The sequence below is a fragment of the Paenibacillus sp. ISL-20 genome (genome assembly GCF_018613005.1).
In the GTDB taxonomy this organism is placed as follows: Bacteria; Bacillota; Bacilli; order Paenibacillales; family Paenibacillaceae; genus Paenibacillus_AQ.
In genome coordinates this window covers 109,711-136,542 of the sequence record NZ_JAGGRD010000006.1, presented here as the reverse complement: position 1 = coordinate 136,542, position 26,832 = coordinate 109,711, and the positions used below count along the sequence as shown (strand labels likewise).

Sequence of the window (26,832 nt, the reverse complement as noted above, 5' to 3'; positions counted from 1 at the left end):
AAAGGAACGGTAAGTATGGGAGAACTAAGTAAAGATATCACGCAGATGTTAGAATGGCTCGGATATTTCGGAAATGATCCTGAAGGAGGTATTACCAGACTTCTTTATTCTAAAGAATGGCTCAACGCTCAGAAAGCTCTAGAAGATTGGATGAACAAAGAAGGTTTCCATGCTCACTTTGATGAGGTGGGCAACCTGTTTGGAGGTCTACAAGGAACGAAGTATCCGGATGAAACGATTTTGACCGGTTCTCACGTGGATACAGTAAGCAATGGCGGTTTATACGATGGACAATACGGTATTGTCGCAGGTCTGCTTGCGGTTAAATATTTACAAGAAACCTATGGTCAGCCGTTGCGCAATCTTCAGGTTGTATCGATGGCTGAAGAAGAAGGCAGCCGTTTCCCATATACATTCTGGGGGTCAAAAAACATCGTAGGCACAGCAGAACGCAAAGAAGTAGAGAGCATTGTTGATTTTGATGGCGTAGCTTTCGTGGATGCGATGAGAGAATGCAACTTTAATTTCCGCCAGGAATCTAGAGAACTTCGCAAAGACCTGAAAGCGTTTGTAGAAATCCATATCGAGCAAGGCAGTGTTCTGGAAACAGAGCAAAAACCCGTTGGTGTAGTCCACAGCATTGTAGGCCAGCGCAGATTTACCGTAGAAGTGATAGGTGAGGCTAACCATGCAGGTACGACTCCGATGAGTTACCGCAAAGATGCTGTCCAAGCTGCAAGCGCTATGATCTTTGACGTCATAAGCCGAGCGGACAAACACGGAGATCCGTTAGTGGCAACGATCGGCAAAATCGAAGTGAAGCCAAATGTAGTTAACGTCGTTCCAGGATACGCCTTATTCACGATGGACATTCGTCATACCGAGAAAGACGTACTTGTTCAATTTACGGAAGAAATTACGAATTCCATTAAGAACATTGCAGAAGAACGGAAAGTAGAACTGAAAATCGATATGTGGATGGATGCAAATCCGGTTCCAATGGATAAACATGTCGTAGAAGTCATTGAACGCGAGTGTCGGGAACAAGGCTTGAAGTATAAGCTGATGCATAGTGGGGCAGGGCATGATGCCCAGATTCTGGCTCCTTTTGTACCATCGGCCATGATCTTTGTACCCAGCAGGCAAGGAATTAGCCACAATCCGGCTGAATATACCGAGCCTTATGATCTAGCCGAAGGTGTGAAGGTTCTGATCGGAACTCTGTATAATTTGGCATACAAGGAATAAACGACGTCTTGGCAAATAACTTGCCTACAACCTTATATAAGGAGCAGAAAAAGATGAAGGTACAAACCCCTACTACACCTAAGCAAGGTGGACTTGAATATTGGAAAAAGGTCGTCATTTTATTTTGCCTTGGTTGGACTGTCATCTGGATATACAGAACAATACTGAATCCGATTTTACCGGAAATTAAAATACAACTTGGCGTTGAATCGGATGCCAGCATGGGTCTTATCTCTAGTTTGTTTTTTCTAGCATACACTTCAATGCAGATTCCATCCGGCTTTATGGCTGATAAATTCGGAAAAAAAATAATGTTGATTCCGGGTTTCCTTATCTTTGCTTTCGGAGTCTTTACCGTCGGAATCGCACCGTCCCTGATTTTCCTCCTGGTAGGCAGCTTCCTGGCAGGGCTTGGACAAGGAACGTACTACGGACCTGCTTATTCGATCTCATCGTCCACAATCCCGGCCGAGAAGCGGGGCTTCTCTACCGCCATTATTAACAGCGGTTCAGCGCTCGGAATGGCTATCGGGTATATCGGTTCCTCTTACTTGGTGAAAGGGCTAGGTTGGGACTGGAGACCGTTGCTCGTCGTCACAACTGTCCTGATTATTATTATGGCGATCGCCTTTGCCAAAGTCATTAAGGAAAAACCGGTTTCGAATAACGTTGCAGCTAACAAGGAAAAAGATACAGATGATAAAGCAACGATGAAGACGCTCTTTGGCGATATCCGAATGATCTCCGCTTACGTGATTTACTTTGCAATATGTTATGGGTATTACATGATTGTGACTTGGCTGCCAAGTTACCTGCAAATGGAGCGCGGATTCCAAGGTGCTGCTATCGGTTTTGCCTCAGCTCTGGTTGCCTTTGCATCTGTGCCAGGTGCGCTGTTGTTCAGTCGGTTATCCGACAAGTTCAAGAACAAGAAGATTATGGTTGTAATTATTTTGCAAGTGATTGCCGCAGTTACCTTGTATCTAACAGTCGCTATTCAGAGCAACGAACTGCTGATGTTGTTCCTGATTATGTACGGTTTCTTCGGTAAACTGGCTGTTGATCCGATCATGATCTCATACGTAGCAGATATTGCGCCTAAGCAAGGGTATAGTACAACATTCGGCGTGTTTAACTTCTTCGGAATGATGTCCTCGGTCATCGCTCCGTTCGTAACTGGCTTGATTTCAGACGCTACAGGCAGTAAGGTTTTGGGCTTTTACCTAGCTATCGGCATCATTATTGTAGGCACTGTATTCCTGTTCTTCGCAAATTTAAGGAAGCGCCCTGCGCTGTAAAAGAACAACAGCATTGATTTCATACACAAAATTAAGAGAAAAAGGAGATACACACAATGGGATATCCAACTGATCTGTTGTCCAGTCGTTCTATCATTCAACATGGCAAATATGCCTTAATCACTCCGGAAGGCCTGGTTAACAACGTAGTACCGGGCTTTGACAACTGCACGATATCGATTCTGGCAACCCCAAAACTTGGAGCAAGCTTTGTCGATTATATGGTTACCATGCACAAAGGCGGCGCAAATACGGATGGTTTTGGCGGGCAAGAACAGATCGAAACTTTCGTTTATGTGCTGGAAGGTGAAGTCGAGGCATCTGCTGCTGACAAGTCGTATAGGCTGACAAGCGGTGGATATCTGTACTGTCCGCCAGGAACGAAGATGTATCTGAACAACTTGGTAGACGGCGACAGCAAATTGTTCTTGTATAAACAAAAGCATAAACCGTTAAAAGATTTGAAACCATGGGTCGTATCTGGGCATTCAGGCAACATTCCTGAAGAAGATTATGATGGAATGACAAATATGAGAATTCAGGATTTACTTCCTAAAGATCTCGCTTTTGATATGAATTTTCACATATTAACCTTCGATCCGGGCGCATGTCATCCATTCATCGAAACGCATGTACAGGAACATGGGGCTTACCTGCTGTCTGGTGAAGGACTGTACAATCTGGATAACAAGTGGATTCCGGTAAAACAAGGCGACTATATCTTCATGGGTCCATATGTGCAGCAAGCTTGCTATGCAGTTGGTCGCGAGAAACTAGCTTATGTTTACTCTAAAGATTGCAATCGGGATGCGGATCTCTAAGCTCGTGTCATGAAGCAAATCGAATGAACAGAGGTGTTAGCATTGAAAATATTCAGACAACAGTTACACGAGTTAATCACAACAAAGCTGCACAAGGCGGGTTTAACAGAAGAACATGCCGCCGGCGCAGCAGATGTTCTGGTTCATGCCGACATAAGGGGCATTCATTCTCACGGCGCTATGCGAGTGGAATACTATGCGGAGCGAATCGCCAAAGGCGGATTAAATACAAATCCCGAGTTTAAATTTAACAAAACAGGCCCCAGCACAGCGATATTTGATGGGGACAATGGAGTAGGTCATGTCGCTGCCAAACTAGCTATGGATGAGGCCATCGAGATGGCGAGAGAACACGGGATAGCAGCTGTTGGCGTCAGAAGAATCGGACACAGCGGAGCCCTATCCTATTTTGTAAGGCAAGCAGCCAAATCCGGAATGATCGGTATTTCGATGTGTCAATCCGATCCGATGGTCGTGCCCTTCGGCGGCTCAGAACCTTATTATGGGACGAATCCGATTGCATTTGCCGCTCCTAGCCATGATGGACGGATCATGACGCTGGACATGGCGACGACGATACAAGCCTGGGGCAAAATTCTTCATGCCAGATCAAGACACGAGTCGATCCCGGATTCATGGGCAGTCGATAAAGAAGGCCATTCGACGACAGATCCTTTTAAAGTCAATGCCTTACTTCCAATTGCCGGTCCTAAGGGATATGGTCTGATGATGATGGTGGATGTGCTCTCAGGTATTCTGCTCGGCCTGCCATTTGGGAATAAAGTTTCATCAATGTACCATGATCTAACCGAATACCGAAATCTTGGTCAGTTTCATCTTGTCATTAACCCTGCATTTTTTACGGACCCTGACATGTTTAAACAACATATTTCGAATACCATGGACGATTTGAATCATATCAAACCGGCGCCTGGCTTTGAGCAAGTGCTGTTCCCCGGACAAAATAATGATCTGATTCAAGAACAATACGAGAAAAATGGTATTGAAATGGTAGACGATATTTATGAATACCTGGTATCAGACGTCGTTCATAGAAATCAGTATGACAACAAAGATCCATTTGCCAAGTAACTTCACACAATTGTCTATTCTGACCGAAGAGGAGCTTGTACTTATGTTATATTCCATCATTAAAGAAAATTCCTATCAAGATTCAGTTAACCTCATGCTCTTAACAAACAAAATTTCCACACTGGATGGAGTAGAGCAGGCCTCTATTATGATGGGGACGCCTGCGAATAAAGATATTTTTCATAATACTGGCATGTACACGGATGAACTCGACAAAGCGGGTCCTAACGATATGTGCATCGTAATCAAGACTAATAGTAAAGAACACGTATCCGAGGTGTTAGCTACCATTGAATCGGAACTGAAAAATCAGGCGGTAGGCAGCAGCAAGCAGGAATTCCAATCCGTGCGGACTTGGGACAAAGCGCTGCAAGCGCTCCCTAATGCTAATCTTGCTCTTATTTCTGTCCCTGGCCAATACGCAGCGGAAGAAGCGGAACAAGCGCTTGACCGTGGGTTGCACGCTTTTATCTTTAGCGATAACGTTGATGCCCAGGACGAACTGCGTCTGAAGCAAAAGGCGCATGACAAAGGCTTGCTGGTCATGGGTCCAGACTGCGGAACCGGAATTGTATCCGGTGTTCCGATTGCTTTTGCCAACGTAGTACAACAAGGCAACATTGGCGTTATCGGTGCTTCAGGCACAGGCATTCAAGAAGTTACCACCCTCATTGCCCGGTTGGGCAGCGGCGTGAGCCAGGCAATCGGGACAGGCGGACGCGATCTGTCTGAACCGATTGGAGCGATTGCGATGCTGGATGCGATTCAAGGACTAGAGCATCACAAAGCTACTGAAGTGATCGTCGTTATTTCCAAACCGCCTGCCATCGAAGTACGGAATCAGGTCGTTCGACTGTTACATCGTATATCCAAACCGGTAGTCGCTATCTTCGTCGGCGAAGAGCCAGAAACACATGAAGGCACGGTACATTATTCCTATACGCTGGAAGAGACTGCCATGATAGCCGTGGATTTGTCTAAAGGCAGAGAAGTTAGGGCGAACTACAATAAACTGAACATTACGGCTCCGCAGACGAAGCTGACACCAGAGCAGACAACAATTAAAGGTCTATATTCCGGTGGTACACTCGCTTACGAAGCTGCGGTTCTTATTTCCAAAGGCTTGGAACTGGGACAGTTGATTCATGAAGATGGATACATGTTAAAAGCTAAAGGTCATGAAGTGATTGATCTGGGAGATGACAAATATACACAAGGTAAACCACACCCGATGATTGATCCAGAAACGAGAATCCATTACATCGAGCAGGCAGCCCAGGATAAATCCACAGCGATTATTATGCTGGATGTCGTTCTAGGGTACGGTTCACATGAAGATATGGCTGGCGCACTTTTGCCTGTCATTGAGAAAACACAGAGTGAAGCTGCAGCACAAGGCAAAAGCTTATATTTCGTAGCAACGGTGTGTGGCACCGAACAAGACCCGCAAAATTATCAAGAGCAAAAGGCCAAACTTGAACGAGCAGGCGTTATTGTTAAAGACAGTAACAATCAGGCTGTGCGAACCGCTCTGGCGATGATGGGCATCCAGCTTCAGGATAAGGATAAATCATTCATTCCTGCAGTGCAGACCGAACAAGGAAACATCAACGTATCTGAATCCATTGTTAAACTGCTGAGCGGAAAGCCAGAAGTTGTGAATGTGGGGCTTAAGAAATTTGTAAATGCAGTAACCAGCCACGGCGGAAATGCCGTTCACTTTGACTGGCGCCCGATAGCTGGAGGCAATGAGAAGATGCGGAAAATTCTGAGCCTGCTCAAATAAATTGAAGTTCGAACAACCTCTTAAATAAACAACAAGGAGAAATGCAGCATGTATGGACCATATCAAACAATCGATGAAGCCAATCAGGCAGTCATTCAAAAAATTGTAGCCGGTGCCCCTTTCTTGGTGGACGTCGTTCCTGCCAAATCAGTAGTGGACCAATTAAATGGACAGGTGCTTCTGCATGCCGGTCCACCCATTCTATTCACAGACATGACAGGCCCCATGCAGGGCGCTTGTATCGGAGCGGTCTTGTTCGAAGGTTGGGCAGCGGACGAAGAACAAGCGATGACCATGCTGGAGCAAGGAGAAGTAACCTTCATTCCCTGTCATCATGTCAAAGCTGTGGGGCCTATGGGCGGAATCACCTCCGCTAACATGCCGCTGCTAGTGGTAGAAAATCAGACGGATGGCAACCGCGCCTTTTGCACCATGAATGAAGGAATCGGGAAAGTGCTGCGCTTCGGAGCCTATTCCGAAGAGGTCATTCAGCGTCTGCAATGGATGAGAGATGTGCTGGGCCCTACCCTTTCTAAAGCCCTACGCCAGACTGAGCAAGGTCTGAATATTAATGTGATGATCGCGAAGGCAATCACAATGGGTGACGAATTCCATCAGCGGAATATCGCAGCTTCTCTCGTATTTCTAAAAGAAATAAGTCCTTATATTTTACAAACCGATGCAACCGAAACAGACAAATTGGCTGTAGTGAAGTTTCTGGCTGATACCGATCAGTTCTTCCTGAATGTTGCCATGGCAACCTCTAAAGCGGTACTGGATGCTGCAAGAATGATTGAGCACGGTACTGTCGTAACGGCGATGTCGAGAAATGGCCAAAACTTCGGAATCCGAATCAGCGGCATGGGAGACAAATGGTTTACCGCTCCAGTTAATACACCGCAAGGTTTATTCTTCACCGGTTATTCCCAAGACATGGCGAATCCCGATATCGGCGATAGCGCCATTACGGAGGCATTCGGTATAGGAGGCATGGCCATGGTGGCTGCCCCGGGTGTGACCCGCTTCGTAGGTGCGGGCGGTTTTGACGATGCACTGGCAACCAGCAATGAAATGGCTGAAATTTGCATTGGCCATAACCCTAACTTTACGATTCCAACTTGGAACTTTCAGGGAATCTGTCTCGGTATTGATGCAAGAAAAGTCGTTGAAACAGGCATCACACCGGTAATTAATACCGGGATAGCCCACAAAGAGGCTGGAGTAGGCCAAATCGGGGCAGGTACAGTACGCGCACCTCTAGCTTGTTTTGAAAAAGCGCTTGAAGCGTATGCCCAGAAACTGGGTCTAATTTAAACAACACGAAGGAACAGAGGAGAGTGGCAGTCGCATGAAACATTTAATCCAGGCAGATGGAGTATGCAGCGCAGCTGTCCTCCCTCTCCTTCATAGCGGTAAGCTAGGCTGTGTGCATAGTATATTTCACAATGGCTGGAATATCCGGATGGGAGATGGGCTTATTTTTATAGGCACTACAAAGAACGGGCAGCTTCCTTTCGGCATTCATCTGGAAGACAAACAAGTGCCAAAGCTCATTTCTATGCTCCAGCAAGATGAAGAAGATCAGATGATTCATTATGACAGCGATACATCGTCTCTTCTCTTTTCTTCCTTCTGTATTAAATTAGATCCTCAGGCAACTTATCAATCTGGGATAGGACCAAGAACGGAGCAACCGGAATTGCTGCTTCATATTCTGAATGCGTTTGCAACCGAGCTGCTTATTCATAATCAGCCAACAGGCACAGGTATTTCGATAGATCATTTCATCGAATGTTTCATTAACGAAGCTCATGCAGCTTGTTCGGATAGTGAACAAAAAATGATGCAGCTAATAAATACGGTACTGGCCGGGAACTTGTCACAGATAGATTTAATACTCAGATATTGGATGGGACGCGGAAAAGGCCTAACCCCTGCCGGAGATGACATGCTGGCGGGAATGCTTGCGGTGGATGCAATAGCTGGGATATTCACGGATACGTTCCGCTTACATTTATCTGAACTGGTGGAGAAAGAAGCACTAACTACCGACATCAGCCGGGAATACCTAAAGTATGCGCTGAATCGAAACTTCAGTTCAACAGTGATAGGTGTCATGAATGCTCTTCTGCAACAAGATGCAGACAGCTTGATTAAGCGGACCAGGGAATTGCTGCGTGTAGGACACAGCTCAGGTCTGGATACAGCATTCGGCATACTGATCGGTATGCTGATTATTAGGAGGAATTCAAATTGGCACAAAAAGTTGTGATTGCTCTTGGCGGCAATGCTATTTTACAACCTAAACAACAGGCAACCTATGAGAATCAAATAGCAAATATCCAGAAAAGCTGTGAAGTGATCGCCTGCATTGTGAGTCAAGGTTATGAAGTCATTATTACGCATGGGAACGGTCCTCAAGTAGGGAATATATTGCGTCAGCAGGACGAAGCCAGAGAAGTGGTTCCGCCGTTTCCGCTGCATGTGTGCAGTGCGGAATCCCAAGGCTTTATCGGGTACATGATGGACCAATGCATGAAAAATGTACTGCAAAAACTGGGACTAAATCAGGCTGTTACAAGCATCCTGACACAAACGGAAGTATCTTTGAAAGATCCTGCATTTTTAAACCCCACTAAACCCATTGGTGTTTTCTACAGCGAAGAAGAGGCCAAACGTCTTGCTGAAGACAAAGGTTGGGTTGTCAAAGAAGATGCAGGCAGAGGCTGGCGTCGCGTTGTTCCATCTCCAATGCCTCAATCCATTGTTGGCGCTGATGTAATCAAGTCCTTGGCTAGTCAGGGAGCCATTGTCATTGCCGCAGGTGGAGGAGGTATTCCTGTATCCCGGCAACCAGACGGGACCCTTGTCGGTGTGGAAGCCGTCATCGATAAAGATCGCAGCGGATATCAGCTTGCCCAGGATGTGCAGGCGGATATATTTATGATTCTGACCGATGTTCAAAATGTATATGTGAACTACGGAAAGCCGAATCAAAAGTCACTGGAAACAATATCTCTTGAAGAAGCCAAGCGATATGCGGATGAGGGCCAGTTTAGTGTCGGAAGTATGGGCCCTAAGATGGAATCAGCCATAGGCTTTGCAGAAAAGGGCGGCATTGCTATCATTTGTTCCCTGGATCAGGCTGATCTCGCCCTGGAAGGAGCAGCGGGTACCCGTATCGTCCAGGATAATCTGCTGCGCTGTATGTAATGAAGGATTGATAAATCAATACTTTTTCCGACAGGATACAAGGTTAGAATCAACAAAGGAGCTTGCCACCATTACCAGTGAATGCAACTCCAGTTTCTTTGAAGCAGGAGAAATTGGCATTGGCAACACGTTGATATCAGAAATCTATGCCAAAATCAATAAACGATTTAGAGGTTGGGATGAGAACAAACGTTCTAGAAAATGATTGACATCTAAATAGATCAAATATATACTATTATCAAATCGGAAGAAGAGCGGGAGAAGCACCTCGCAGGACAGGCTATAAAGCCTTTCTTGTGGGGTGCTTTTTGGCATTCTTTCAGGAAAATTTGGATAAGGGAGATGATTGTATTGGTGCAACGAAGAAGAACTAAATGGTATTTAAACGCTTTAGCCGTCCTAGTCATGTGTTTTCTTCTTGTCGCTAGACCAGCTTATGCAGAGGCTTCAAATACAGGGTGGGATGCTGCATTAACAACAATTAATGAGTTGCATGACAGCCTTACCTCATTGGAATTAGCCAATAAACAGGATAAGCAGCAAATTCAGGTATTGCGCCAGCAAAACAATGACAAGCTTAAGGAAATTAATTCGAAAGTAAAGCTGATTGATAAGGTACAGCTCGATAAGTTAAAGACAGAAGCAGACCAGATTCAGAATAAATACGCTCCTTTGCTTGCGGAATATACAGATCTCGGCAAGAAAGCGACAGAGGCGAGGAAACGCAAAGATCGAAAATCTGTTCTTCTGTATGATCTTAAGCGAAACCGAATAAAGGGTGCTGTTAATACGGCGCGACAGGAGATCAAATTGATAAAGGATGCTTTAACCGATGCGAAGAAGCAGGCTGCCGCAAAAGCCAAAATCGTTAAAGATGCGTTATTACCGGTACAAACGTTAAAGAAACAAATCACAGCCGAGAACAAAAAAATAACGGACTTCAATAAAAATATAAATGTAGTAAATAAACGTTATAGAGCAGCTGTCAAGCAGGGAGACGCTGTGGAGGCTGCTGCAGAATTGAAACGGATCGTTGATGATGCTAACCAGATTCATGCTTTACAGAAGAAGATATTTGAATGGGAGGGGAATATTCGGAGCACAATTCGTGCTGCAGAAGCCAAGCTATCGAAATAAGTGTTTATTTTGAATAATGCGGATGTACCCAGCTCCATTTGATTTCATATTTATCCCCTTTCATTTGAGTACGCTTGATTGTCCGCTTGTACAGTTTTCACAAGCGAAGAAATGATCCCCAAGTGCATTGCTTCGTGGATGAATGCGAAGTTAAACAGCTCGCCTGCCGTTTCGAACCTCAGCGGCCCCATTTCAATCGGTGGATTCAAAGGCATTATCAACGACTCGGGGTCTACCTTGGACAGATCGTCGTACCGCGCGGATAAATATTGAATCAGTTCCTCCTTCGATGGGGGCGTGACAGTCCAGTCCGACGGTTTCGTTCCGGTCATGAATAAGCCGGAATAGTTTTCCGGCAGCTTCGTATTTAACGCCGGGCTTGCGGAGAGAAACCAATTCAGCATAGTCACGATATGACCGGTGTTCCAACGAATGGTATTCTTAAATCCTGCCGGAGTAATATCGTAGATTTCTTCCGGAATCGCTTGAATGGATCCGATCACCAATTGATGCACCGTTTTTGCGGTTTGGATGCTTGCTTGGGACATTGTACATTCCTCCTAATGGTTTGGCTATGCTCTAACCACCCGAGATTAGCCCACAAACTACTGCCAAAACCATACTTTTCACTGCCATTTGGTGCCAATATGGCTTTTTTTTCGGCCAGCAATAAAAAGCGGTTGTTTTTTGGGTGGATATACCCAAGAAAACAACCGCCATCTAAGTCATCGTTATTGCGCCTTGATTAGTGCGTTTTTCTCCTTCAGACTTGTTGCTATAAGACGCGCGCCAGCATTCTGCCAATTGTAGCAGGTGCGCTCGGGCACGCAGGAACGGAACCACGCCAAAGCATCTTGGGAAGGGGCATCCAGCTGATTACCCGAATAACGTACGCTATATGGCTTAATTCCGACGACGTAAAGGGAAGTACAAAGTATTGTAAAACTTCCATTCGTCCGTCGTGCCAAACGATTCATCCTGGCGCGGCTTTATTTGCAGTATACTTTCGATAAGCAGAGATTTAAGCTCGTTAGCTCGTTCCATTATACCATCAACCGCTCCTCGCTTCCGTAGCCTTTCGTCAATCAGCTTCAACTGCGTGAGCGGGCTTGACGCCAAACGCTCCAGGTTGCCCAAGTTGCTAGTCGCGCGCCGGATATGACGGTAGAGCTCCTCATCGTCCATCTCCTCCGGTTTCGCATCCTCATCAATACGAGCCTGGACGCTTTCGACCAAACGCAGTTTGGAGCGTTCCAGGCGCAGCTTGGGGAACATCATTAAAGCGAAGTTGTCGAGCAAAGCCCGAATCGGATACACAAACACTTGGAATGCAATGGAAACCATCATGCTGATCATCAATAACAACAGTGTAATAAAATCGAAACCCGTCCCCGTTCCAAGCCAAATAACAAGCGCAACCTGACCGGAAAAAATGAGCGTAAAAAAGACAGAATAATCGAGGGACCGAAACAAATCGGGCAGCCAGGATTCCCCTTGCTCCCTGATTTCTTTGATCATCGTATACGCGCTAAACACCAGCATTCCTGTACCTTGTGCCATTATGATTCCCTTGTTCCATGCGTCGTTCGGATAAAAGAAGGCCAAAGCCGTCATGCAGGCAAATATAAGAAGCGGCACATAAATGCGTTCCGTTTATCTTCTTTTCCGGCGACAGTGGATAGAACGGCACCTTGCCACAAAACCAAAGGCAGATAGGAGGAGATATCTTGTATCTTGCTAAGTGGCAGTGCGATGCGCTGAGGTTCTAGGCTGTAAGGCATCAATACGGCAGCCCCAACACCGAACGAGCAAACAATTACGCCAAGACCGGCCAGCAATAGCCGAACGTTTCTTGCATCTCGGCTGACTATATATAAGCCGAACCAAAACATGAGTCCGAAATAAATAATCTGCACAGTGATCATGCCGATTGTTCTCCTTTACTTGAAGCCATGGAAATAAAAGTCGAAATTCTGGTCATGATTCTCTTCTTATTATAGGCCGAATGTTATGCGCAGTCAGTTTTTTAACGATATTGTAGCATACTCGTATGGATGCAGTTATTTTACAGCAATCGTTCCGGCGCGGCTGATAAGCTCTAATGTATTGGATGCATCCCCAATCGTGCCTTCGATTGATTTTTCCGTGCTCTGTTTTACCTTGAAGCCATCTAAACCAACGCTTATATCCGATGAGTCGCTGCTTGCGGTAAGCTTTAACGAAGCAGGGGGTGTTTTATAAGATACGGCGATATCTCCGGATTGTGTTTCTACTCGCAGCAACTTTCCTTCTTCGATCTCTTTAACGGATACTTCCCCATAGGTTGAAGTGATGTTCATCACGGGGCTGGTCACGTCTGTCATATAGCTGGCGCCGCTGCCTGTGGTTACCGTTAATTCGTTTAGCGAGCTGTCTTTCAATTTGATATCCCCGTCTTTGGAAGTAAACTCACCCTTGTCTGCTGACAGTCCTTCGATGTTCTCAGACCCCGAATTGTTGGCAATGACAATGTTTTGCGCCGCTACATTCTTCATCTTGATGTCACCTGCATTATTGTTCAATGTAATCGTATCAACTTCACGGTCGGGAATCGAGATATAGATCGTCCCTTTTTTTCTAAAAGTGAACCCCGCCATGGCACTACCCTGGTCTTCCTGGGTAACAACAATTTTATTCCCGTCATGGTTAATCGTTACAGGGTCGCTCTTATTGTTCTGCCGCTTACCTTCACAAGCGATGGTGATGTTCGGGGAATCAGACCGCTTGAATTCAATGTCCCAAGATTCGTTGTTGACTTCAATTTCTTCAATGCGGTTAGCCTCATAGGAAGATTCATGCTTATAACTTGTTGCTTTCCCTACACCTTCGCAGCCCATAACTAACCCGCCAACGGTAAGCAAAACAAGCGAAGTGGTTATGATTTTTCTCATGCTCTAGTCCTCCATTCATGTACGGTGTAATTTTTAAGCCACATCGGTTCGATCTACTTTATAAAAAGAAAGATAGCCAAGGATAAGGCCGAGCAGACAGAGTGCAATCGGGATGGCGATGAAATGAAACAGACTGGTCGAACTGCTCCCGTCAGACACCGTTGTATTAACTACGAATCCAATGATGACAGCCGAGGTAATCGTGGAAGCCGTGGATTTTTTTCGCATGCCAAAAGATAAAGGAATCAGGCTGATTCCCGCGATCATAAATGCATGGATCAACGTTGCTGGAAGGGTAGCCGTCATGTCACCAATATGCACAGGGTCTTCGAATAAACCAATCATCGGATTTAAGAAGTACACTAACAAATTGATTACAAACGTAGAGACGATGATGCTGAAGAAGCTAAATCCAAACACAATCGATAACTTGGCTTGAATGATTTTTTTTCGCTGCAAGGGGTAGGTAAATAATACTTGGATCATGTTGCTCCTGTATTCTTCAATAACTAAACGTGATAAAATAACGCTCGCGAAAATGATATAAGTGATGCGCATCAAAATATCCGTTAAAGACATGAATTCAGTATAATTCTGAAACATCGGTTCAATTTCACCGCGAGAGCCTAGTGCCATCAGCGCAACGGCGGCGAAAATAGCCACAATAGAAATGGCTAATCCTTTAAAATAATGGGATATGTTACTTTTTTGCCATTCTAGCTGTATAAGTTTAAGCATAGCGTTTGCCTCCATGAATGAGATTGATGAAGTACTCTTCTAATGATCCGGCGTGTTGTTTTCGAATATCATTCATCTTGACTTCATTTAATAGTTTTCCCTGATGAATAATGCCAATCGTATCGGCGACAGATTCGATTTCGGATACGATATGACTCGAAATTAAAATGGTCGTTCCGTATCTCTCCTTTAAATGCAAGAAAAGCTCCCGCATTTCCTTAATCCCGATCGGGTCAAGCCCATTGATCGGTTCATCCAGAATGAGAATGTCCGGTTTCGTAACAATCGCGCGCGCAATCCCTAACCGCTGCTTCATTCCTAAAGAGAATTCATGGATTTTTTTCTTCCCTACGCCCTGAAGACCTACGATCTCCAGCGATTCCTTGATCGCAGTCTTATCGCGAACGTCCATGTATCTACAATGAAACTCCAAATTGGCCTCTGCTGTCAGCCGGTCGTAAAACACGGGATATTCAATGATGCTGCCGATCCTTTTTAAGTATTGAACCGATGTTGGCAGAACCAGCTGATCGAATACTTGGATATTACCGGAAGACGGTTTTACCAGATTTAAGATCATTTTCATAATGGTTGTTTTGCCGGCCCCATTCGGACCTAAGAACCCGTAAATTTCCCCTCTGCTGATGCTCATATTGACGTTTGTAATGGTTTCCGTGCCCTTGAATACCTTGCTTACTTGATTGATTTGAATGGCGGCGTTCACTTGTCATTTCCTCCCTTAATGATGTGCTACACTAAGCTTAGGGAATGAAAGTAAAAATAAAGTAAACACAATGGAAAAAGCTCGTAACATTTTAACTAGAGTAAACTCGGGATCTTGTAAATAGAGTAAGATAGAAAAGTGAATACACAGGCTAAGTTTAAAGTGAGGGGAAAATCGCAATGGAATCTGCATCCATACTAGCTGTCGATGATGAAATCGGCATTTTGAAATTATTGGAGATCACGCTTCACAAAGAGAATTTTACGCATATCGACACCGCATCATCGGGCAAAGGCGCGCTGCAGCGGATCAAAGAGAAGGCATATGATATGATTTTGCTCGATATTATGCTCCCGGATCTAAGTGGTTTTGAACTATGTGCGGAGATTCGGAAACATACGAATGCACCGATTATTTTTATTAGCGCACGCTCCACCGACTTCGACAAATTAACGGGTCTAGGGATCGGCGGGGACGATTATATTACCAAGCCGTTTAATCCACTGGAGGTCATTGCCCGAATCAAGGCGATCCTTCGCCGGCAAAGGTTTATGGAGAATGCTCATCAACAAAACACGGCGTTCGATTACGGCTACTTCTCTTTTCATCCGGAATCGGCAACGTTAACCGTGAAGCGTCAACCTGTAGAATGCACGGCGAAGGAACTGGAGCTGCTGCATTTCTTTTGTAAACATCCGAATCATATCTTCACGACGGCTCAGCTTTACGAATTGGTATGGGGAAATGATGTGTACGGGGAAGAAAAAACGGTCACGATCCATATCGCCAAGCTGCGAAAAAAACTCGGCGATGATACCCGAAAACCAAAAATCATCGTGAATTTGCGGGGAATCGGTTATAAATTCATCCCCCCGAATGAGGCACTGTCATGCGAATAAAAACTCGATTTACGATTCATTTGGCATTAGGACTTATTCTATGGATGCTTGGCACGGGTGTACTCGTTGTTATTATTCTTGAAGGCCTTCTTCCCTTGCTCGGTATCCATGTCAGTCTAGATGATGAAGGACTGTTTGTTGGATGGATCTTTGGTGCGAGTACGCTGCTGTGCATCGTCTTGTTTGGATGGTATTTTGGCGGACCGATCGGATTCATCATGGCCTGGATTCATCGACTCTCGCAGGACAACTATGAGCAACCTGCCGATTTGCCTCAAATATATACCCGTAAAGGGAAACTTCGCATGCGGTTCCGCTTGTATCAGGAGGTGCTTGAGTATCTTCAATCCTTGAGAGTCAAACTGCAAGCGAACGAAATCGAGAGGAGCCAAATAGAAGAAGCCAAGCAGGAATGGATTGCGGGGATTTCTCATGATTTGAAAACACCGTTAACCTATATCAAAGGCTACTCAGCGCTTTTATTGAATGAGCAGTACGAGTGGTCGAAAGAAGAGGCGATCTCTTTCATTCGGGAAATGGACGACAAAGGAAAGCATATGGAGGAATTGATTCAAGATTTAAGCCTCGTCACACAGCTCAATCGCGCTGACGGCGCTTTGCCATTACAGAAGACGAATCAAGATATCGTCGAATTTACAAAACGGGTAGTTGCCGATATCAGCAATAGTCCGCAAGCGAGCAGCTATCATTTGCATTTTCAAGCGGATCCACCTGCCATTTATGTTGATTTTGATTTGAAATTCATGCAGCGCATCCTGCAAAATATGATGATGAACTCCATCCTCCACAATCCTGAACATACGAATATATATATACAGATTGCGGATACAGGAGAGCATGCTGTAATCCGCATCAAGGACAATGGCGTAGGGATGCCGGCCCATATGGTGGAGCACCTATTCCAGCAATATTACCGGGGCACGACCACGGATTCTACCTCTGAGGGCACGGGACTCGGAATGGCGATTGTCTACAAGCTGGTTCAGGTTCATGACGGCACAATTAGTGTAGAAAGTGAGCCTTCACAAGGAACTTCGTTCACGATTCGATTGCCGAAAAACTAAGGGGGAGAACCATTTGGAGAAACTGCCGACCATTCAATTGGAAAGATTGACATTACGGCCTTTCCGTCTAGATGATGCCAAAGTCGTTCAAAAATTAGCAGGGGATCCATATATTGCGGAAACAACATTATATATCCCGCATCCGTATGAGGATGGGATGGCAGAACAATGGATAGAAACACATGCTCATAACTTTAATGAAGACCGATCACTGGAACTAGCTATCGTACATAAAGAAGAACAGCATGTAATAGGCGCTATCTGTGTTGGATGTAATAGGAATTTTGATCATGGTGAACTTGCATATTGGATTGGGAGACAGTATAAGAACAATGGATATTGTACGGAAGCGGCAAAAGGTATCGTACGGTATGCGTTTGACGAAATGAAATTGAACCGTATATTTGCCCGTTATCTGGGGAAAAACCCTGCATCGGGTAAAGTCATGGAAAAGTTAGGAATGAAATATGAAGGTCGTTTAAGACAGCATGTAAGGAAATGGAACCAATATGAAGACCTCGTGTATTATGGCCTTTTAAGGGATGAATATATTTCGGAGAACAGCTAAGACATCGCAGGGGAAGTAGAATCCGAAAAACAAACGATTATTCAGGTGTTTTTGTCTTTCACCTTTCTATTACTCAAGTAATATACTATATCATTCTCATACAAGGAGTGATATAGATGGCAAACAGTGATATACGTCTTGCGCTTTGGTCAGGCACTAATTTTTCAGTTCGTCGGATTCTCTTCAGACGAGGAGGCGTTGCGGTCCGTGATCTGGGAGCGTTTCGGTTTGACAATATTCTCTCGAGTTTCCGACTCCGAAATGTTGTGCAGAGCTCTGAAATAACGCTTGTATTATTTTCGAGAATTAACTTTCAGGGATCGTTCCGTGTATTCCGCGGCAGCCAAAACGTAGCGAACTTAGGGAATTTCAACTTTAACAATGTGACATCTTCGTTCATTGTTGTAGGACGCAATCTTACTGACGCTGAAATATCCCAAATCCAAAGCACCGCCAGACCGCCTCAAGACATCCTCGTCATTAGACAGTAATAGGGTGAAATGGATAACTAAAAGTAGCTCATTCCTCAATAGAGGATGGGCTGCTTTGTTTTTCAGCTAACAACATCTTGACAATAACAGGAAACCTGTTATTCTATAACCGACAGGCAGTCGGTCGGTAATGAGGAGGTGTACTATGCGAGTTGTGAAAAAAGCGGAAGAACGCAGGAACGAAATCCTTGACGCGGCGGATGAGCTCTTTGGTCAGAAGGGCTTTGACGGCACAAGTACAAACGATATTCTCGAGAAGGTCGGTATTGCGCGGGGAACCTTGTATCATCACTTCAAGTCGAAGGAGGATATTATGGATGCGTTGATTGATCGGTATAGTGACGGTCTTCTGGATGGGGCACAGGGCATTGCCGCAGACAAGACGATACCCGTAGTCGAGCGCATTATCCGCGTTGTGATGGCTATGAACTTAAGCGGCGGAAGCAGCAAGGAAATTATGGAGCATATTCACAAGCCGCAGAACGCGCTGATGCATCAAAAAATACAAAAGGTCATCATCAACGGCCTTCCGCCGATCCTGACAGCAATCATCCGCGAAGGCATTGAGCAGGGAATGTTCAGCACACCGTTTCCGTATGAATGCATGGAAATGGTTGTGATCTATGCGAATACCGTTTTTGATGACGATATGATTACCTTGACGAATGAGGAGCGCGGTTCACGAATGCTGGCCTTTGTTTGTAACGTAGAAAGGCTGCTCGGTGCAGCAAGCGGAAGTCTGATGGACGTCATGCAGATGTTTGGTGGAGGAGACGAGAGCAGCCATGAATAAACCAGAGAAGTCTTTCAAGAAATTTCTCCTACTGTGGTCGGGACAGCTTATTTCAACCATAGGAAACGGGCTCACATCGTTCGGGCTTGGGATTTATGTTTTCCAACAGACCGGAAAGGCTTCGGCCATGGCGCTTGTAACCTTGCTTGCGTTCATGCCGTCGTTACTCTTAAGCGCATTTGCCGGAGTGCTTGCGGACCGCTATGACCGCAGACTGTTAATGGTGCTAGGCGATAGTCTTTCTGCGATCGGCCTTGTATTCATCCTCATATGCATGCTTCGCGGAGAAGCACAGCTATGGCAAATTTGTGCGGGAGTTACCATAAGCTCGGTGTTTTCATCGCTGCTTGACCCCGCATACAAGGCTACGGTTACGGATTTGCTGACCGAGGAGCAGTATACGAGGGCAAGCGGTTTTGTCCAGGTGGCAGGATCGGCAAAATTTCTGATTTCGCCGATCCTTGCGGGATTTTTGCTCACCGTTACGGATATAAAGCTGCTGCTTGTCATCGACATTTGCACTTTTTTTGTCACCGTTGCAACTACGCTTGCCGTCCGCAGGGGCCTTGTCTCCAAGACATACGAACACACGCAATCGTTCATCCACGAAATCAAAGCCGGTTGGAACGCTGTCTCTACTAACAGAGGTGTGCTTGTTCTTGTGATTATGACATCGGTGCTGACATTTTACCTTGGAGTTATTGAAACACTCTCCATTCCTATGCTGCTGACGTTTACAAGCAGCTCCGTCGTAGGGATGATAGAAACCATTATCGCTTCGGGAATGCTCGTATCCAGTGTCATTATAGGATTTCTTCCCATTCAAAAGGGTTATGTGAACATTCTTTCGATTTCTTTGTTTGGTGTAGGCGTGTTTATGATGGCGTTCGGATTTCGAGAACATATTGCCTTGATCTGTGTTTCGGGATTTCTGTTTTTTGCAATGCTTCCGTTTGCCAACACAAGCCTGGATTTTCTAGTTCGTACTAACATTGATAATTCCGTTCAAGGCAGAGCTTGGGCACTGATCGGAATCCTTTCCCAGCTTGGATTTGTAGTGGCTTATGCCCTTTCGGGTGTTTTGGCGGATTATGTGTTCACCCCTTTTTTAGTTGAAGGTGGCGTGCTTTCTGACAGTGTGGGAAAAATCATCGGTACGGGACTCGGCAGAGGGATGGGATTTCTCATTATCATCGCCGGGATGCTGCTATGTGTAACTTCGGTCATTCTGTATAAATTAAAGTCGGTTAAAATGCTTGAAAACAGAGGTGTCTTATGTACTCCAGAATAATCCGCAATGATCTTTTAAAAAGCAAAGCCACTACGCTAACAACTATGGTATTTGTCGCTGCTGCGGCAATGCTTGTTTCGCTCGCGGCGATCCTCGTCGTCAATCTCTCGGGTGCGCTCAACACATTGATGACGCAAGCTAAAACCCCGCATTTTATGCAGATGCATTCCGGTGAAATAGATACTGCGCGGCTTTCAGCTTTTGCGGAGCAGCATAGTAATGTGGATGATGTACAAGTGATAGAATTTCTCAATATGGACGGTGCGCGGATACGATTAGGCGAACATTCGCTTGCGAATAGTGTCCAGGATAACGGATTTAGCATGCAGAGTCAAAAATTCGATTATCTTCTTGATCTCGACGGTAACATCATTAAACCCGCCATCGGCGAGTTGTATGTTCCAGTAAGCTATATGAAGGATGGCACCACCAAGGTCGGTGATCAGGCGGTCATTAGTGGGAAGGAGTTTATCGTTGCGGGATTCCTCCGGGATTCGCAGATGAATTCTACACTCTCTTCATCCAAGAGATTTCTTGTACATGAACATGATTACGCGGAAATCAAGGGCCTCGGCAGCATGGAGTATCTGATTGAGTTTAGATTAAAGGATTTATCTGAGCTCGGTACATTTGAAACGGCTTATGCCTCCGCAGGACTTGAAGCAAACGGACCAACCGTTACATATAAGCTTTTTAAAATGATGAACGCACTTTCCGATGGGTTGATGATCGCGGTTATACTTCTTGTGAGCGCGCTTGTTGTGGCCATCGCATTGATGTGCATACGATTTACGCTCCTGGCGAAAATCGAAGAAGATTATCGCGAGATTGGGGTTATGAAGGCAATAGGGCTGCGTGTTTCCGACATAAAGAAGATGTATCTTGCGAAATACGCAGCGATTGCCGGGGTGGGTAGTATGCTCGGTTTTGCACTGTCGGTTATGTTCCAAGGCATGCTTCTTGAAAATATAAGGCTGTATATGGGGGAAAACGAAAATTCCGCTTATGCTTTATTGTTCGGAATCATCGGCATACTGCTTGTATTCCTTGCCATAATCGCCTATATAAGCGCAATGTTGAAACGTTTTCGGAACATATCCGCTGCAGAAGCCATACGCTTTGGTACTTCGCAGGAGAACAACACAGGCGCCAAACGTTTTAATCTAAGTGGAAACAGGCTGTTGAATACGAATGTTTTCCTCGGTATCCAAGATGTTCTCGCAAGGAAAAGGCTTTATGCTACAAGCCTAACGGTGTTGGTGATTGCAGCTTTTATCATGATTGTTCCACAGAATTTGTACAACACCATCTCCTCTACAAGCTTCATCCAATATATGGGAATCGGAAACTATGATATACGTGCTGACATACAGCAAACCGATAACATTTCAGAGAAAACGGCTGAACTACGAAACGCGATGAGCAGCGACCATGCCAAGGTTGCCGTCCTTACAACAAAAGCATTTAACATCAAAACAGAAGACGGTTCTGAGGAAAACATAAAAATCGAACTCGGCGACCATTCCATATTCCCAATTGCCTATTCCAAAGGCAGAGCACCCGCCGCAGAGAATGAAATTGCACTGTCGGTTTTGAACGCGGATGAGCTGAGCAAGAAGGTCGGTGATGGCATTACGCTGGTGATGGAGGGACAGGAGAAGGAACTAACGGTAAGCGGAATATACTCCGATATTACCAACGGCGGCAAGACCGCAAAGGCGGTATTCACCGACAATTCGGCGGATATGATGTGGAGCATGATCTTCGCTGAACTTTCGGATAAATCTTTGGTCAACGCCAGGATTTCGGACTACGCGGACAGGTTTGATTTTGCCAAGATTTCAGACATTGATGAATTTGTTGCACAGACATTCGGCTCAACGATAAATTCCGTCAAGAAGGCCTCACACGCCGCAATGGCTGTTGCACTGATAATATCGGTACTGATTACCCTGTTGTTTAAGAAAATGCTTGTTGCTAAGGACCGATATTCCATTGCCGTTATGAAAGCCCTCGGTTTTACGAATTTGGACATAAAGGTGCAATATGCTTCGCGTTCTGTATTTGTTCTGATTGTCGGCATTGTCCTCGGAACCCTTCTGGCAAACACGCTCGGTGAAATGCTTGCGGGTGCGGTTATCTCTTCGTTTGGAGCGTCGGCGTTTCATTTTGCGGTCAATCCGCTTTCGGCGTATCTGTATAGCCCGCTTATGATGATAACCTTGATACTTATCGCAACTATGATCGGCACATCGGGCACAGGACAAATAACAATATCCGAAAATATAAAGGAGTAGGCAGATGAAAAAGATGATTATCGGCGATGATATCGTAAAATCTTTCGGCGAAGGCGGCGAACAGCGCAATGTTCTGGACGGGGTGTCCGCCTATATTCACGAGGGCGAGTTCGTAGCTGTTATGGGACCATCCGGCTCGGGAAAATCAACGCTAATGTTTGCACTGAGCGGGACGGATGGTGTGAATGGCGGAAAAGTCGTTTTTGAAGGTAAGGACTTATCGACGCTTGGGGAGAATGAGCTTGCAGATCTGCGCAGAACCAAAATGGGTTTTGTATTCCAACAGCCGACGATGCTGAAAAATTTGAATATTCTCGACAACATCATTCTTCCATCCATGCGGGATAACCGAAAAAACGCTACGAACATTTCGGTGAAGGCGAGGGAGCTTATGAAAAGGGTAGGCATCGCAGAGCTTGAAAAACGGAGCATCACCCAGGTTTCGGGTGGTCAGCTTCAGCGTGCGGGAATATGCCGGGCGCTGATGAACAGCCCGAGCATTATTTTCGGCGATGAGCCTACGGGCGCACTCAACTCCATATCCGCTCAGGAAATGATGGACATATTCTCTGAAATCAATGCAGACGGTACTGCGATCATGCTCGTCACTCACGATGCACAAGTTGCGGCACGGACCGAGCGCATTATGTTTATGCGCGATGGGAAGATGGTCGGCGAACTCAAGCTTCCAAAGTTTGCAGGAACGGATATGGATGGCAGGGTCAAGAAAGTTATGGTGAAAATGCAGGAGATCGGAATATAAATTAATAATGGATTTCTGTTTAACAAAAATATAAATACATTTCGTGATGTCATAAGACCAAAGATTAATGGTACGGTAGTATTATGGTACGGTAGTATTGGACGCTCTGACGAGAGGAGAGACACCTGATTGCTTTATCCTGTTTTCTTCAATGACGGCTTTATTAGGAGGACCGGGGCTAAGTGATATTTTTACGCACTCTTCCGTACAAGAATTAGCGGGGCTCATCTTCATTATCTTAATTGGAAAAGAGGTTTTGAATCAATGAATAGCAATATTATTTGGGGGATAGTATTATTAGCGCTGAGTTTGTTTCTTAAGCCATTATTGGCGATTGTGGGGCTGAATGAAAGGTTGTTCGAATTGCACTGGCAAGGTGAAACTGTGTTTTCATTGAGTCCATTCTTAGTTCGGATTATTCTAGCAGTAATTGGGATTATCATGCTTATCATCGGCGGTATGCAAGTTGCAAAGCAGAAGAATAAATAGTTGAAAGGATAGAGAGCCATTATGAGAAGATTCGTTCCAAACAAGAACTATCTCTCGGAAGTTTACTTAAGTGCAAAGGAACTATATCATACATAATTAAGGGTTGATGCAGATGTTCTCTGCCTCTTTTCAAATCAATCGTTGAAGCTTTGGAGGGTGAATGATATGCGGATCGAAGATGTCTTTTCGGATCTCCCCACGTTAGAAACAGACAGAACGATATTAAGAAAACTGAGGAGCGAAGACGAACAGGATATATTTCATTACGGCTCGGATGATGACGTATCGAGATATACGGTCTGGCCGACGCATCAAACGATTGAAGATACCCGCCTCTATTTAACGAGGGTCCTGCATAAATACAGCCAACATGCAGTGGCCCCCTGGGGAATTGTAGACAAAAAAAACGGAAAGGTCATTGGAACTTCAGGATTTATGGCTTGGAATGTCCGACATGCTAAGGCGGAGTTGGGATATGCCCTCTCCAAGGATTATTGGAATCGTGGTTACATGACCGAAGTGATCAGGACCATCATCTCTTTTGGATTTGAAAGAATGGGATTAGTCAGAATCGAAGCCAGTTGTCACCCATTAAACGTAGGGTCAGCCAGAGTGATGGAAAAGGCCGGCATGTCCTATGAAGGTTTATTAAGAAAAGCGATTTGGGTTAAAGGGTCACATGAAGATTTAAAATTGTATTCAATTATTATGGATGATGTGCAAAAACCCTTTCGTTCATGAACGAAGGGGTTTACTTGTAATGATCGGTTGGTAAACCGATCACTTAGCCGATAGCCCGGCATACATGTTCCGGTACACGGCCGGGGTGAGGTGCTCGAACTTTTTAAATGTTTTGATAAAATAGCCCGTATCGCAGAAGCCCAAATCATCACTCACTTGATGGATCGGCGAATCGGTGGACTCCAACAGCTGCTTGGCCCATTCAATCTTGAGTCGGGCGATGAAGACGGAGAAATTCTCTCCCGTTTCTTTCGTAAATATGCGGCTGAAATAGCTGGGACTAATATGGCAAAGCTTGGCCATTTCCTTCAGGGTGAAATTCTCATGCTTGTGCGTAAAAATGTAGTCAAACGCAGGCTGAAGCACGGCATTCGATGAGACGAACCGCCCAGCGCCATTCTTCAATTTGGTATCGATAAGTGCTCCTGAGAGCTCTTGCTGCATGGATTGGATGCTGCGGACCGCACGATCCGACTCGTTATAACCTTCCATGGAAGCTGGCGCATCCATGTTGGAAGTGAGCACTTTTTTGTATAAATCGATCGTGGTATGCTTCTGAATCGCTTCCTCCACGATATAGGTGCTTAATTGCAGCAGCAGATCCACGCATTTCGTCACCTCATCATAGGATAAGACGGGCAGTGCATCATAATCCCCTTCGAGTTCCTTAAACTTTCGGTTTGACTCCACATTGGGCGGCCGAGATACGATCTGCTCCAGCATCGGAGCGTCAGATTCTCGGAGCTTGAGCTGTCCCGCCATAATCGCACCAAGATATTGGTTATCAATAATGATCGGGATGGCGATATCGATAATGTTGAAATGACATAAATAGATGTATGGCTTGTTTTGGCGAACCGCTTCAATTCCGGCACGCGCGTCGCATTTTTGACAATATGGAGAGAGATGGGAATCCTGGCGCACGCCTTGGCAGAAAGGCTGACAGTAGCTGTGCTTGGTGACGGGAACGCCCTTGTAATCGACCGTAAGGATCGCCATTTGGGTCACGAGCGATAAGGAATCCTGCAGCCTCTCCCATTTCTCCAAATCAATGATTTCTTCTAAATCATATCGGGATTTGGACATGACAACATTCTCCTATGAACAGTTATAGAAACTCTACTGAATATTATAGCGGATGCTTCTACTGAAGAACAAGATAATACAATTTTCCATAGAGACGACAAAAAAACACGATAAGAAAACGCTTTATTCCGATCTCATTGTTTCATGCTTCCCGATTAAGTACAACCTATAATAATAAGTATAGTTTACTTAGGAGGAATGAACATGAGAAGAGCGTTTATCAGTCCGACAAAATATGTGCAGGGTGAGAACGAACTGTTGAATTTAGGTTATTTTGTAAAGACATTCGGAGAATCCGCTCTGCTGATTGCCCATCCCGATGATGTTGCACGGGTAAAAGACAAGCTGGAGTCAACGAAACTGAAATTTAATATAACGCTAGTTGAAAGCGGCTTCCGTGGGGAATGCTCCCGGCAGGAGGTTGCCAGATTGCAAGCTTTGGCGAAGGAACATCAATGTGCCTGCACGATTGGCCTCGGCGGGGGCAAAGCGATTGATACGGCAAAATGCGTAGCCGAAGGTGAGGCCCTGATTGTTGTCCCGACAATTGCGGCAACCGATGCACCGACAAGCCATTCGGCGGTACTCTATACTCCGGAAGGCGAATTCGATGATTATGCTTATTTCAAACAAAGTCCTAGTGTCGTCATGATTGATACGACGGTTATTGCCAAAGCGCCGACTAGATTCCTAGTTGCTGGAATGGGGGATGCGCTCTCTACCTATTTCGAAGCAAGAGCGACGACTCAATCGTACTCCAATGTCAATGCCGGTTTGCCGTGCGGTGTTCGCGAAGGCGCATGCGGTGACGCCAAAGGGACGATCACAGCGCTGGGACTTGCAAAGCTATGTTATGAAACACTGCTTGAGAACGGGTACAGAGCAAAACTGGCCTGTGATCAAAATATTGTGACGCCAGCCTTGGAGAATATCATCGAGACGAATATTCTGTTATCGGGACTAGGCTTCGAGAGTGGCGGTTTGGCAGCGATTCACGCCATTCACAATGGCTTGACGGCTCTTGAAGGAACGCATCATTATTATCACGGCGAGAAGGTCGCCTTTAGTACGATTGCTCAATTGGTGCTTGAGAATGCCGACCGGGACGAAATGAAGGAAGTGCTGGACTTCTGTCTGTCGATCGGTCTTCCTGTATGCCTGGAGGATATCGGCGTAGAGCGTGTGACCTACGAGGAGCTGCTTGAAGTGGCCAAGAAGGCATGTATTGCCGAGGAATCCATCCACTCGATGCCATTCCCGATTTCGGAGGAAGCGGTAGCATCTGCGATTATGGCCGCTGATCAATTGGGTCGTCAATACAAATCAAGTAAGGAGATATAAG

The 26,832-nt window shown here is 45.4% G+C and carries 26 protein-coding genes and 1 pseudogene; 20 read left to right on the top strand and 7 right to left on the bottom strand.

Annotated elements, in window-relative coordinates:
* Positions 1-15: 15 nt before the first annotated feature.
* The 9 genes from allC to J7E85_RS04850 all read left to right on the top strand — a co-directional run bounded on the left by allC (position 16) and on the right by J7E85_RS04850 (position 10,595).
* A complete protein-coding gene (allC, locus tag J7E85_RS04890) occupies positions 16-1,248 on the top strand; it encodes an allantoate deiminase (protein WP_215155570.1) in 1,233 nt (410 codons plus the stop codon).
* 8 nt (positions 1,249-1,256) lie between these two features.
* Positions 1,257-2,546 carry an MFS transporter gene (locus J7E85_RS04885; protein ID WP_285228782.1) on the top strand — a complete coding sequence of 430 codons (1,290 nt, stop codon included), beginning with the start codon at positions 1,257-1,259 and terminating at the stop codon, positions 2,544-2,546.
* Between the two features lie 56 nt (positions 2,547-2,602).
* Complete coding sequence (allE, locus tag J7E85_RS04880; RefSeq protein WP_215155566.1) at positions 2,603-3,367, top strand: (S)-ureidoglycine aminohydrolase; 765 nt, start codon at positions 2,603-2,605, stop codon at positions 3,365-3,367.
* Between the two features lie 42 nt (positions 3,368-3,409).
* Positions 3,410-4,459, top strand: a complete 1,050-nt coding sequence (gene allD, locus J7E85_RS04875) for an ureidoglycolate dehydrogenase (protein ID WP_215155565.1) — start codon at positions 3,410-3,412, stop codon at positions 4,457-4,459.
* Positions 4,460-4,502: 43 nt separating this feature from the next.
* Entirely contained in the window at positions 4,503-6,245 is a 1,743-nt protein-coding gene (fdrA, locus tag J7E85_RS04870) for an acyl-CoA synthetase FdrA (RefSeq protein ID WP_215155658.1), read from the top strand.
* A 48-nt stretch (positions 6,246-6,293) separates the two neighbouring features.
* Positions 6,294-7,559 (top strand): YlbE family protein, encoded by a 1,266-nt coding sequence (locus J7E85_RS04865; protein WP_215155564.1) that lies wholly within the window; start codon positions 6,294-6,296, stop codon positions 7,557-7,559.
* 34 nt (positions 7,560-7,593) lie between these two features.
* A complete protein-coding gene (locus tag J7E85_RS04860) occupies positions 7,594-8,517 on the top strand; it encodes an oxamate carbamoyltransferase subunit AllH family protein (RefSeq protein ID WP_215155562.1) in 924 nt (307 codons plus the stop codon).
* Positions 8,499-9,458: a carbamate kinase gene (gene arcC, locus J7E85_RS04855; RefSeq protein WP_215155560.1), complete on the top strand. Its 960-nt coding sequence runs from the start codon at positions 8,499-8,501 to the stop codon at positions 9,456-9,458. Before J7E85_RS04860 ends, arcC begins: the two co-directional genes overlap by 19 nt.
* 351 nt (positions 9,459-9,809) lie before the next feature.
* Positions 9,810-10,595: a hypothetical protein gene (locus J7E85_RS04850; RefSeq protein ID WP_215155552.1), complete on the top strand. Its 786-nt coding sequence runs from the start codon at positions 9,810-9,812 to the stop codon at positions 10,593-10,595.
* A 50-nt stretch (positions 10,596-10,645) separates the two neighbouring features.
* Here J7E85_RS04850 and J7E85_RS04845 read toward each other — a convergent pair whose 3' ends face one another.
* From J7E85_RS04845 to J7E85_RS04825, 6 genes and pseudogenes are all read right to left on the bottom strand, one after another.
* Positions 10,646-11,143: a DinB family protein gene (locus J7E85_RS04845; protein ID WP_215155549.1), complete on the bottom strand. Its 498-nt coding sequence runs from the start codon at positions 11,141-11,143 to the stop codon at positions 10,646-10,648.
* A 355-nt stretch (positions 11,144-11,498) separates the two neighbouring features.
* Positions 11,499-12,155, bottom strand: a complete 657-nt coding sequence (locus J7E85_RS33855; RefSeq protein WP_251035475.1) for a hypothetical protein — start codon at positions 12,153-12,155, stop codon at positions 11,499-11,501.
* A gap of 50 nt (positions 12,156-12,205) precedes the next feature.
* Positions 12,206-12,520, bottom strand: a complete 315-nt coding sequence (locus J7E85_RS33850) for a hypothetical protein (RefSeq protein WP_251035474.1) — start codon at positions 12,518-12,520, stop codon at positions 12,206-12,208.
* 135 nt (positions 12,521-12,655) lie between these two features.
* Positions 12,656-13,525: a DUF4097 family beta strand repeat-containing protein gene (locus J7E85_RS04835; RefSeq protein ID WP_215155547.1), complete on the bottom strand. Its 870-nt coding sequence runs from the start codon at positions 13,523-13,525 to the stop codon at positions 12,656-12,658.
* A gap of 33 nt (positions 13,526-13,558) precedes the next feature.
* Positions 13,559-14,263 (bottom strand): ABC transporter permease, encoded by a 705-nt coding sequence (locus J7E85_RS04830; RefSeq protein WP_215155656.1) that lies wholly within the window; start codon positions 14,261-14,263, stop codon positions 13,559-13,561.
* Positions 14,264-14,300: 37 nt separating this feature from the next.
* A pseudogene (locus tag J7E85_RS04825) lies at positions 14,301-14,987 on the bottom strand (ABC transporter ATP-binding protein); the annotation flags it as partial.
* 179 nt (positions 14,988-15,166) lie between these two features.
* Between J7E85_RS04825 and J7E85_RS04820 the strand changes: the two are divergent.
* The 10 genes from J7E85_RS04820 to J7E85_RS04775 all read left to right on the top strand — a co-directional run bounded on the left by J7E85_RS04820 (position 15,167) and on the right by J7E85_RS04775 (position 24,404).
* Positions 15,167-15,886: a response regulator transcription factor gene (locus J7E85_RS04820; protein ID WP_215155543.1), complete on the top strand. Its 720-nt coding sequence runs from the start codon at positions 15,167-15,169 to the stop codon at positions 15,884-15,886.
* On the top strand, positions 15,877-16,971 hold the full coding sequence (locus tag J7E85_RS04815; RefSeq protein ID WP_215155541.1) for a sensor histidine kinase: 1,095 nt from the start codon (positions 15,877-15,879) through the stop codon (positions 16,969-16,971). Before J7E85_RS04820 ends, J7E85_RS04815 begins: the two co-directional genes overlap by 10 nt.
* 13 nt (positions 16,972-16,984) lie before the next feature.
* Positions 16,985-17,539 (top strand): GNAT family N-acetyltransferase, encoded by a 555-nt coding sequence (locus J7E85_RS04810; RefSeq protein WP_215155538.1) that lies wholly within the window; start codon positions 16,985-16,987, stop codon positions 17,537-17,539.
* Between the two features lie 116 nt (positions 17,540-17,655).
* Positions 17,656-18,030 carry a hypothetical protein gene (locus J7E85_RS04805; protein ID WP_215155536.1) on the top strand — a complete coding sequence of 125 codons (375 nt, stop codon included), beginning with the start codon at positions 17,656-17,658 and terminating at the stop codon, positions 18,028-18,030.
* Between the two features lie 145 nt (positions 18,031-18,175).
* Positions 18,176-18,823: a TetR/AcrR family transcriptional regulator gene (locus tag J7E85_RS04800; RefSeq protein WP_215155534.1), complete on the top strand. Its 648-nt coding sequence runs from the start codon at positions 18,176-18,178 to the stop codon at positions 18,821-18,823.
* Positions 18,816-20,114: an MFS transporter gene (locus J7E85_RS04795; RefSeq protein WP_215155532.1), complete on the top strand. Its 1,299-nt coding sequence runs from the start codon at positions 18,816-18,818 to the stop codon at positions 20,112-20,114. Before J7E85_RS04800 ends, J7E85_RS04795 begins: the two co-directional genes overlap by 8 nt.
* Positions 20,099-22,411 carry an ABC transporter permease gene (locus J7E85_RS04790; protein WP_215155530.1) on the top strand — a complete coding sequence of 771 codons (2,313 nt, stop codon included), beginning with the start codon at positions 20,099-20,101 and terminating at the stop codon, positions 22,409-22,411. Before J7E85_RS04795 ends, J7E85_RS04790 begins: the two co-directional genes overlap by 16 nt.
* Before the next feature lie 4 nt (positions 22,412-22,415).
* A complete protein-coding gene (locus tag J7E85_RS04785; protein ID WP_215155528.1) occupies positions 22,416-23,174 on the top strand; it encodes an ABC transporter ATP-binding protein in 759 nt (252 codons plus the stop codon).
* Between the two features lie 264 nt (positions 23,175-23,438).
* Positions 23,439-23,663, top strand: coding sequence for a hypothetical protein (locus tag J7E85_RS04780; RefSeq protein WP_215155526.1), 225 nt, complete (start codon positions 23,439-23,441; stop codon positions 23,661-23,663).
* 165 nt (positions 23,664-23,828) lie between these two features.
* Positions 23,829-24,404, top strand: coding sequence for a GNAT family N-acetyltransferase (locus tag J7E85_RS04775; protein WP_215155524.1), 576 nt, complete (start codon positions 23,829-23,831; stop codon positions 24,402-24,404).
* 39 nt (positions 24,405-24,443) lie between these two features.
* On the opposite strand, the gene J7E85_RS04770 is transcribed toward J7E85_RS04775, so the two are convergent.
* The gene (locus tag J7E85_RS04770; protein WP_215155522.1) at positions 24,444-25,490 is read right to left on the bottom strand and encodes a PocR ligand-binding domain-containing protein; all 1,047 of its coding nucleotides are present in this window, start codon (positions 25,488-25,490) and stop codon (positions 24,444-24,446) included.
* Between the two features lie 204 nt (positions 25,491-25,694).
* Here J7E85_RS04770 and J7E85_RS04765 point away from each other — a divergent pair, with 204 nt between their 5' ends.
* Entirely contained in the window at positions 25,695-26,831 is a 1,137-nt protein-coding gene (locus tag J7E85_RS04765; protein ID WP_215155520.1) for a glycerol dehydrogenase, read from the top strand.
* Position 26,832: the final 1 nt, after the last annotated feature.